The organism is Micromonospora sp. LOL_013 (genome assembly GCF_048060315.1).
In the GTDB taxonomy this organism is placed as follows: domain Bacteria; phylum Actinomycetota; class Actinomycetes; order Mycobacteriales; family Micromonosporaceae; genus Micromonospora_E.
The window spans coordinates 32695-42398 of record NZ_JBHMIQ010000050.1 but is presented as its reverse complement, the minus strand read 5'-3'; the positions used below and the strand labels follow the sequence as shown (position 1 = coordinate 42398).

Below are 9704 nucleotides of genomic sequence, written 5' to 3'. Positions count from 1 at the left end.
AGGTCACCCGGGTCGCCCGCGAAGTCGGCACCGAAGGCAAACTCGGCGGCCAGGCACAGGTCAAGGGCGTCTCCGGCACCTGGCGCGACCTCACCGACAACGTCAACTCGATGGCCTCCAACCTCACCGGCCAGGTCCGCAACATCGCCTCGGTCACCACCGCGGTCGCCAAGGGCGACCTGTCCCAGAAAATCACCGTCGACGCACGCGGCGAGATCCTCGAACTCAAGTCGACCGTCAACACCATGGTCGACCAGCTCTCCTCCTTCGCCGACGAGGTCACCCGGGTCGCCCGCGAAGTCGGCACCGAGGGGGAGCTCGGCGGTCAGGCACAGGTCAAGGGCGTCTCCGGCACCTGGCGCGACCTCACCGAGAACGTCAACCAGCTGGCGTCCACCCTGACCACCCAGCTGCGGGCGATCGCGCAGGTCTCCACCTCGGTGACCCGTGGCGACATGACCCAGCACATCACCGTGCAGGCGCAGGGCGAGGTCGCCGAGCTGAAGGACAACATCAACCAGATGATCGTCACCCTGCGGGACACCACCAAGAAGAACGCCGAGCAGGGCTGGCTGGACTCGAACCTGGCGCGGATCGGTGGTCTGCTGCAGGGGCAGCGGGACCTCGGCGAGGTCTGTCGCATGATCATGAATGAGGTGACGCCGCTGGTCGACGCGCAGCTCGGCGCGTTCTTCCTCGCCGACGCCGACGACGGGGTGACCCGCCTCGGGCTCACCGCCGCGTACGGCTACGTGGCCCGGGACCACAAGATCATCTTTGGGCCGGGTGAAGGGCTGGTCGGCCAGGCCGCCGTCTCCCGCCGGACCATCCGGGTGGGCGCCGGCGCCACCGGCGCGCTCACCCTGCGGTCCGGGCTGCTCAGCATCCCGCCCCGGGACCATGTGGTGCTGCCAGTGCTGTTCGAAGGCGAGATGCTGGGGGTGATCGAGTTCGCCTCCGTCGCCGCCTTCTCCGAGCTGCACCTGGCGTTCCTGGAGCGGCTGGTCGCCACGATCGGCATCGCGGTCAACACCATCCAGGCGAACAAGCGCACCGAGGAGCTGCTCGCCCAGTCGCAGCGGCTGGCCAACGAGATGCAGGCCCAGTCGGCCGAACTGCAGCGCACCAACGCCGAACTGGAGGACAAGGCCCGCCTGCTGTCCGAACAGAAGGGCAACATCGAGACCAAGAACCGGGAGATCGAACTGGCCCGGATCGGTCTGGAGGAGAAGGCCCAGCAGCTGTCCCGGGCCTCGGCGTACAAGTCGGAGTTCCTGGCCAACATGAGCCACGAGCTGCGTACCCCGCTGAACTCGCTGCTCCTGCTGGCCCGGTTGCTGGCCGACAATCCGGACGACAACCTCACCGGCAAGCAGATCGAGTTCGCCAAGACCATCCACAGTGCCGGCTCCGATCTGCTGTCACTCATCGACGACATCCTCGACCTGTCGAAGATCGAGGCCGGCCGGATGGACGTGCAGCCGGCCGAGGTGCCGTTCGGCGAGATCCGGTCGTACGTCGAGCAGGCGTTCGCGCCGCAGGTCGACGAGAAAGGGCTGGAACTGCGCGTCGAGGTGGCACCGGACCTGCCGCCGGCGGTCGTCACCGACGCGCAGCGGCTGCAGCAGATCCTGCGCAACCTGCTCTCCAACGCGGTGAAGTTCACCGATGCCGGGTCGGTGACGCTGCAGATCGCCTCCGCCCCGCCGGACCTGACCTTCGAACAACCCGCACTGTCCACCGCCGACCAGGTAGTCGCCTTCACGGTGATCGACACCGGAATCGGCATCTCCGACGACAAGCTCTCGCTGATCTTCGAGGCGTTCCAGCAGGCGGACGGAACGACCAGCAGGCGCTACGGCGGCACCGGCCTCGGCCTGTCGATCAGTCGCGACCTGGCCCGGCTGATCGGCGGCGCGATCTCCGTCTCGTCGGTGCCGGGCGAAGGATCCACCTTCACGCTGTACGTTCCCGACGTGCTCAACACCGACGCGGTGCTGCCGCCGGCACCGTTGCCGGCCGCGGCGCCGATCCGCACCGCGCTGCCACCGCTGACCCGGCCGATCGAGGTGGACCGCCCCGAACCGCCGACCACCCGGCGGCTGGACGGGGCCACCGTACTGATCATCGACGACGACGTTCGCAACGTCTTCGCGCTGACCAGCGCGCTGGAGCTGCACGGGATGACCGTGATCTACGCGGACAACGGGGTCGACGGCGTACGTAAACTCGCCGAACGCCCCGAAGTGAACATCGTGCTGATGGACGCGATGATGCCGGACCAGGACGGTTACGAGACGACCCGGATCATCCGCCGCAATGAACGCTTCGCGGACCTGCCGGTGGTCTTCCTGACCGCCAAGGCGATGCCGGGTGACCGGGAGTCCGCGCTGCAGGCCGGGGCGACGGACTACATCACCAAACCGGTCGACCTGGACGAACTGATCACCCTGATGGTGACCTGGATCAACGCGGCTGAGGAGTTGAACTCGTGACTGCCGGATCGGCGAAGGTACTGCTGGTGGACGACCGGCGGGACAACCTGCTCGCCCTGGAGGCGATCCTGCAGGGGATGCCGGTGCAGGCCGTGGCTGTGGAGAGCGGCGAGGACGCGCTGAAGAAGCTGCTGGTGGACGACTTCGCGGTGATCCTGCTGGACGCGCAGATGCCGGAGATGGACGGATTTGAGACGGCCAACCACATCAAGCGTCGCGAACGCACCCGGCACGTACCGATCCTGTTCCTGACCGCCGCGGACCGCGATGCCCAACTCGCCCTGCGCGGGTACGCCGTCGGCGCGGTCGACTACCTGATCAAGCCCTTCGACCCATGGGTGCTGCGGGCCAAGGTCGGCGTCTTCGTCGACCTCTGGGTGAAGAACCGCCAACTCGCCACCCAGGCGGACCTGGTCCGGCAGCGGGACGAACAGGTACGGCAACTGCGTGCGGCGATCGACCGGGCAGCCGCCCGGCTGCGCGACGACGAGGTGAATCCGGCCGAGGTCGCCGACGAGTTGGAGACGGCCCGCTGGGGCGGCTGACCGCAGCGCCGGGCTGGCCGCCCCCGGCTGACCGCGACGCCGGGTCAGCCGGCCCGAGTCAGCCGGCGCCGTTACGGATGGTGAGCGCCGACCGCAGCCCGGTGATGTTCAACACCCGGTGCAGGAACTCGCCGACGTTGGTGAGCAGCAGCAGACTCTGCGCGTGGCTGGCCTTGCGGGTGAGCACCACCAGGGTGCCCAGCCCCTGCGAGTCGCAGAAGGTGACACCGGCCATGTCCAGCACGATCCGGGCCGGCGCGTCACCGAGCAGATCGTTGACGGTGGTGGACAACTGGGCGGCGGTGAGCATGTCGATCTCACCGACGAGGCGTAGTACAGCCTCGTCGGGAGTGCGCCGCAACGCGATCGACAACTCCGCCCGTTCCACCCGGCCAGCGTATCGCGACAGCGCGAACCCGGCCCTGGTACGGCGGTCGCCGCAACCCGGCCGCTGGGCAGGGTCGGATGTGCGGTCGCCTGGTGACGCTGCCACAATGGCAGGGCCGTGACTGCCACCGAAACTGCCGACGCCTGCCCGTACCCGGCGCACGCGCCCGCATCCCAGGCCCTGTTCGACCGCGCCACCAAGATCATCCCTGGCGGGGTCAACTCGCCCGTGCGCGCCTTCCGGGCGGTCGGCGGGACACCCAGATTCATGGCCCGGGGGTCCGGCCCGTGGCTGTTCGACGCCGACGACCGACGTTACCTCGACCTGGTCTGCTCCTGGGGACCGCTGATCCTCGGCCACGCCCACCCCGAGGTGGTCGCCGCGCTCAGCGCAGCCGCCGCGCACGGCACCAGCTTCGGTACGCCGACGCCCGGCGAGGTGGAGCTGGCCGCCGAGATCGTCGACCGTACCCCGGTCGACCAGCTCCGGCTGGTCAACTCCGGCACCGAGGCGACGATGTCGACGATCCGGCTGGCCCGGGGGCACACCGGTCGGCCCCGGATCGTCAAGTTCGCCGGCTGCTACCACGGCCACGTCGACGCACTGCTCGCCGCCGCCGGTAGCGGGGTGGCCACCCTCGGGCTGCCCGACTCGCCCGGGGTGACCGGTGCCGCCGCCAGCGAGACGATCGTGCTGCCCTACAACGACGTGGCGGCGGTGGAGGCGACCTTCGCCGAGCACGGCGACCAGATCGCCGCGATCATCACCGAAGCGGCCGCCGGCAACATGGGTGTGGTGCCGCCGGCCCCCGGCTTCAACGCCGCGCTGGCCCGGATCGCCCACGCGCACGGCGCGCTACTGATCGTCGACGAGGTGATGACCGGGTTCCGGGTCGCCCGGGGCGGCTGGGCCGAGCTGGAGCCGGTCGACGCCGACCTCTACACGTACGGCAAGGTGATGGGTGGCGGTCTGCCGGCCGCAGCGTTCGGTGGCCGGGCCGAGATCATGCGGCAGTTGGCCCCGGCCGGCCCGGTCTACCAGGCCGGCACGCTCTCCGGGAACCCACTGGCCTGCGCCGCCGGGCTGGCCACGCTCCGGCTGGCCGACACCGACCTGTACCGGCGGCTGGCCGACACCGCGACCCGGGTCGCCGAGCTGGCCACCGGGGCGCTCACCGCCGCCGGAGTGCCGCACCGGCTCTCCACCGCCGGCACCATGTTCTCCATCTTCTTCACCGACGCCGAGGTCACCGACTACGCTGGCGCCCGCCGGCAGGACGTCGACGCGTACCGCGCCTTCTTCCACGCGATGCTCGCGCACGGCGTCTACCTGCCCCCCAGTGCGTTCGAGGCATGGTTCGTCTCGGCGGCGATCGACGACGCCGCCCTGGAGCAGCTCGCGGCGGCGCTGCCGGCCGGGGCCGCAGCAGCGGCTGCGGCGGCGGACGGCGCGCTGCGGGCACCGACGCTGGGGGACAACGGATGAAACGGACGGTCGTCCACGTACTGCGGCACGGCGAGGTCCACAACCCGGAGAAGATTCTGTACGGCCGACTGCCCGGTTTCCGGCTCTCCGAACTCGGCGTGCAGATGGCCAAGGCGGCCAGCCAGGCCCTCGCCGACCGGGACGTGGTGCACGTGGTCGCCAGTCCGTTGGAACGCGCCCAGGAGACCGCCGAGCCGATCGCGGCCCAGTTCCGGTTGCCGGTCTCGGTCGACGAACGGCTGATCGAGTCGGCAAACTGGTTCGAGGGCCGGCGGGTCTCCCCCGGCGACGGGTCGTTCCGTGACCCGCGTAACTGGTGGGTGCTGCGCGATCCGGTCACCCCGTCGTGGGGCGAGGCCTACACCGCTATCGCCGAGCGGATGTTCGCTGCGGTGCACGCCGCCCGGGTCGCTGCCGAGGGCCACGAGGCGGTCTGCGTCTCCCACCAGCTGCCGATCTGGACGCTGCGCCGCTACCTGGAACGCAAGCGGCTCTGGCACGACCCGCGCCGCCGGCAGTGCGGCCTGGCCAGCCTGACCGCGATCCACTTCGAGGACGCGAAGGTGGTCGGCATCGGCTACTCCGAGCCGGCCGCCCACCTGATCGCCATGTCGCCGTCGGCGCGGACGGCCAAGGGGGCCTGAGATGCGGTCGGCACGTCGTGGGCTGATCGCGCCTGGCTGTCGGCCTGCCGCCCGGCTCGCCCGGTCTGCCGTGCTTCTCGCCGGTACGCTGGCCGCCGCGCTCGTTCTGACCGGCTGCGCGGCCAGCGACTGGGCGACCGACTGCGAGACCGACCCGCAGGGCGTGATCCGGTGCACCGGTGACGACCGGCCGGCAGCGCCGGAGCTGGACGCCGAGCTGCTCGACGGCTCCGCGTTCGATCCGGCGGCGTACCGGGGCCAGGTCCTGGTGGTCAACTTCTGGGGCTCCTGGTGCCCGCCCTGCCGGGCCGAGGCCGCCGACCTGGAGGCCACCTACCAGGCGACCCGGGACCGGGGGGTGCGGTTCCTCGGCATCAACGTCCGCGACGAACGGGACAAGGCCCGCGCCTTCGAGGCGGGCCGGGTGACGTACCCGAGCCTGTTCGACCCGGCCAGCCGGCTCGCCCTGGACTTCAACATCCCGCCGAACAGCATCCCCGCGACGATGATCATCGACCGGAGCGGCCGGATCGCCACCGTCGTCCGCGCCGAGATCCGCCAGGACGACCTGCAGCCGCTGGTCGAACAGGTCGCCGCCGAGGCGACCGGCGACGATGCCGAGGCGACCGGCGACGATGCCGAGGCGACCGGCGGCGGCGCCGGCGCCGAGCCGGACCCGGCCGATGGGTGAGACGTTCGCCGAGATCGCCCGGGGCGGTCCGGTGCTGCTGGCTCTCGGCCTGGCCGCGCTGGCCGGGCTGGTCAGTTTCCTCTCCCCGTGCATCCTGCCGCTTGCCCCCGGCTACCTGTCGTACGTCACCGGACTGGCCGGCTCCGACCTCGACGCCACCGGCGGCCGCAGCGGCAGCGCTGCCAGCGCGAGTGCTGGCAGTTCCTTCGGCGGCCGGCACGGCCGGGTGCTGGCCGGGACCCTGCTGTTCATCAGTGGCTTCACCGTGGTCTTCACCCTCACCGCGATCCTGATGGCCAGCGTCGGCCGGCACCTGTTCGTCTACCAGCGGCCGGTGGAGATCGGCGTCGGGCTGCTGATCGTCCTGTTCGGGCTGGCCTTCCTCGGTCTGGTGCCCGGCCTGCAACGCGAGGTGCGGGTACGCCGGCTGCCGGAGGCCGGCCTGGTCGGCGCCCCGGTGTTCGGCGCGGTCTTCGCGCTGTCCTGGACGCCGTGCGTCGGCCCCACCCTCGGCGCGGTGATGGGGATGGCGACGGTCAGTGGCCAGACCGATCGGGCGGTCGCGCTCGCCGTGGCGTACTGCCTCGGGCTCGGTCTGCCGTTCGTCGTCTTCGGTCTGGCGTTCCGCCGGCTGCTCGGCGTGTTCACGGTGATCCGGCGCAACAGCCGCTGGGTCACCCGGGTCGGCGGGGCGATGCTGATCCTGGTCGGGTCGGCGCTGGTCACCGGCGCCTGGACCGACTTCGTCATCTGGTTCCAGGCCACCGTGGGGGCCGGCGAGGTCGGCATCTGATGTCCCGGCCGAATCCGGCGCTGGCCCTGCTGCGCAACTCGTGGCGGCAGCTGACCAGCATGCGGACCGCGTTGATCCTGCTCTTCCTGCTGGCGGTGGCGGCGATCCCCGGCTCGCTGCTGCCGCAACGCGACGTCAACATCGAAAACGTCGACGCGTACTTCGCGGCGAACCCGCGGCTGGCCCCGGTGCTGGACCGGCTCGGCATGTTCGACGTGTTCGCCTCGACCTGGTTCGCGGCGATCTACCTGCTGCTGTTCACCTCCCTGGTCGGCTGCATCGTGCCCCGGCTGCGCGAGCATGTACGGGCGTTGCGGGCCGCGCCGCCGGCCGCCCCGCGCCGGCTCGACCGGTTACCGCAGCACGCCCGCTGGACCACCGCCGGCGACACCACGGCCGGCGACGCACCCGCCGCCGCGCGGGACGCGATCGCCACCGAACTGCGCCGCCGCCGCTGGCGGGTCACCGTCACCGACGACAGTGTCGCCGCCGAGAAGGGCCACCTGAAGGAAACCGGCAACCTGGTCTTCCACCTGTCGCTGATCGGCATCCTGCTCGGGGTCGCCGTCGGGAGCTGGTTCGGCTGGAACGGCAACCGGCTGCTGGTCGCCGGGCCGGACACCGCGTTCTGCAACACCGTGCAGCAGTACGACGAGTACCGACTCGGCCCCCGGATCTCCGACGGTGACCTGCCCCGGTTCTGTCTGGAGCTGACCGACTTCACCGCCACCTTCCTGGAGACCGGACAGCCGGACAGCTACTCCGCCGAGGTAGAGGTCGACGCCGACGGCGGGGCCGCCCGGACCGAGGCGTTCTCGGTGAACTCCCCGCTGCGCCTCGACGGCGCCAACGTCTACCTGCTCGGGCACGGCTACGTGCCGGTGCTGCGCTACACCGACCGCTACGGACAATCGCAGACCGTCTCCGCGCCGTTCCTGGCCGTCGACGGGATGCTGACCAGCGAAGGCGTCGCCAGCTTCCCGGACGCCAACGTCGACCCGGCGAACGGCGAACGGGATCCGCAGCTGCAGGTGGCCTTCGAAGGGCTCTTCCTGCCGTCCGCCCCGCAGCAGCCGCCGTACGTCCGCTCCACTCACCCGGAGCTGCGCGACCCGGCGGTGATGCTGTGGGCGTACCGGGGCAACCTCGGCCTGGACGCCGGCATCCCCGGCTCGGTCTACCAGATCGACCAGCGGCAGGTGGAGGCCGGCAGGCTGCTACCGGTCGGTGATCCGCAGCTGCTGCGGGTCGGCGAGACCATGACCCTCGACGACGGCACCACCATCGAGTTTCTCGACATTTCGCAGTACGTGACCCTGTCGGTCCGGCACGATCCCGGCAGCGGCCTGCTGCTGGCCAGCTCGACGGCGCTGCTGCTCGGGCTGATGCCGGCACTGTTCGGCCGGCGACGCCGGGTGTGGTTCCGGGTCACACCGACCGGCCCCGACGCAGCGTCAACGACGCCCGGTAGTAGCTTGATCGAGGCCGGTGGGCTGCCGCGCACCGACCACCCCGGGTTCGGCGACGAGTTCCGGGAGCTCATCCGGGCACTCGGCGGCGACGCCGGGCCACGGGAAGGACGGCACTGATGTCAGCACTGTCGGATCAACTCCTGGTGGTGGCGATCTTCGCGTATCTGCTCGCGATGATCTGCCACGCGGTCGAAGCCGGGTTCGGCACCCGGCGTACCGCCGCCGCGACGGTGCCCGACCGCGAGCTCGCCGCCGTCGCGGCCGCCGGGACCGGCGGCGGACCCACTCAGCCGACGCCTGGATCCGACCTGACCGGTCCGGCCGTCTACAAGACCACGGGTACGGGCGGCGAGCGGACCGGCTGGCCGGCGGTCGGACTCGCCGGCTGGTTCGCCGTCGGCGCCACCGTGCTGGGTGCCCTGTTCCACCTGGCCTGTCTGGTCACCCGGGGGGTCGCCGCCGAGCGGCTGCCGTGGGGCAACATGTACGAGTACGTGCTGGCGATCACCTTCGTCGGGGTGGCCGCCTGGCTGGTGCTGGTCCACCGCCGGCCGTCGCTGCGGCTGCTCGGCCTGTTCGTCGCGCTCGTCATGGTCGCCCTGCTCGGCCTGGCCGGCCTGGTGTTCTACACCCCGATCACACCGCTGGTGCCGGCCCTGCAGTCCTACTGGTACGCCATCCACGTCTCCACGATCATGGCGTCGTCCGGACTGCTGCTGCTCGGGTCGATCCCGGCCGCCATGTTCCTGCTCCGGTCCGGCTACGAGCAGGGGCGGCGAGGCTTCCCCTACCTGCTGGCCAAGCGGGTGCCGGCGGCGGTGTCGCTGGAACGGCTCACCTTCGGGCTGCACGCCATCGGCTTCCCAGTGTTCACCTTCGCGGTGATCGCCGGGGCGATCTGGGCCGAACACGCCTGGAGCCGGGCCTGGGCCTGGGACCCGAAGGAAACCTGGGCGTTCATCTCCTGGGTGATCTACGCCGGCTACCTGCACGCCCGGGCGACCCCGAGCGTACGGCGGACCACGGTCACCTGGATCGCGATCCTCGGCTTCCTCACCATGCTGATGAACCTGTTCGGGGTCAACTACTTCTTCGAGAGCCTGCACTCCTACGCCTGACCGGCACCGGCCGAGTCCGGACGCGGCGCGAATCACCGCCCCGGGTGGTGGCAGCGGCCACCGGGTAGGCCAG

The 9704-nt window shown here is 70.9% G+C and carries 9 protein-coding genes; 8 read left to right on the top strand and 1 reads right to left on the bottom strand.

Going from position 1 to position 9704, the window contains the following annotated elements:
* On the top strand, positions 1 to 2495 hold a 2495-nt coding region (locus ACFHWS_RS25960; protein WP_416569300.1), incomplete at its 5' end, for an ATP-binding protein.
* A complete protein-coding gene (locus tag ACFHWS_RS25955) occupies positions 2492 to 3040 on the top strand; it encodes a response regulator (protein WP_416550664.1) in 549 nt (182 codons plus the stop codon). The genes ACFHWS_RS25960 and ACFHWS_RS25955, both read left to right, overlap by 4 nt.
* A 58-nt stretch (positions 3041 to 3098) precedes the next feature.
* Here the strand turns inward: ACFHWS_RS25955 and ACFHWS_RS25950 are convergent, their stop codons facing one another.
* Positions 3099 to 3428 (bottom strand): STAS domain-containing protein, encoded by a 330-nt coding sequence (locus ACFHWS_RS25950; RefSeq protein ID WP_281552162.1) that lies wholly within the window; start codon positions 3426 to 3428, stop codon positions 3099 to 3101.
* 117 nt (positions 3429 to 3545) lie between these two features.
* Here ACFHWS_RS25950 and hemL point away from each other — a divergent pair, with 117 nt between their 5' ends.
* Genes hemL through ccsB form a run of 6 tightly spaced genes read left to right on the top strand, consistent with a single transcriptional unit; the run spans position 3546 to position 9631 of the window.
* Positions 3546 to 4913, top strand: a complete 1368-nt coding sequence (gene hemL / locus ACFHWS_RS25945; protein WP_416550667.1) for a glutamate-1-semialdehyde 2,1-aminomutase — start codon at positions 3546 to 3548, stop codon at positions 4911 to 4913.
* The gene (locus tag ACFHWS_RS25940) at positions 4910 to 5557 is read left to right on the top strand and encodes a histidine phosphatase family protein (RefSeq protein WP_123607031.1); all 648 of its coding nucleotides are present in this window, start codon (positions 4910 to 4912) and stop codon (positions 5555 to 5557) included. Before hemL ends, ACFHWS_RS25940 begins: the two co-directional genes overlap by 4 nt.
* A gap of 1 nt (position 5558) precedes the next feature.
* A complete protein-coding gene (locus tag ACFHWS_RS25935) occupies positions 5559 to 6248 on the top strand; it encodes a TlpA family protein disulfide reductase (RefSeq protein WP_416569299.1) in 690 nt (229 codons plus the stop codon).
* Positions 6241 to 7041 carry a cytochrome c biogenesis CcdA family protein gene (locus ACFHWS_RS25930; RefSeq protein ID WP_416550669.1) on the top strand — a complete coding sequence of 267 codons (801 nt, stop codon included), beginning with the start codon at positions 6241 to 6243 and terminating at the stop codon, positions 7039 to 7041. The genes ACFHWS_RS25935 and ACFHWS_RS25930 overlap by 8 nt, the downstream gene beginning before the upstream one ends.
* The gene (gene resB, locus ACFHWS_RS25925) at positions 7041 to 8630 is read left to right on the top strand and encodes a cytochrome c biogenesis protein ResB (RefSeq protein ID WP_416550671.1); all 1590 of its coding nucleotides are present in this window, start codon (positions 7041 to 7043) and stop codon (positions 8628 to 8630) included. The genes ACFHWS_RS25930 and resB overlap by 1 nt, the downstream gene beginning before the upstream one ends.
* Positions 8630 to 9631: a c-type cytochrome biogenesis protein CcsB gene (gene ccsB / locus ACFHWS_RS25920; protein ID WP_416569298.1), complete on the top strand. Its 1002-nt coding sequence runs from the start codon at positions 8630 to 8632 to the stop codon at positions 9629 to 9631. The genes resB and ccsB overlap by 1 nt, the downstream gene beginning before the upstream one ends.
* The last annotated feature ends 73 nt before the right edge of the window (positions 9632 to 9704 follow it).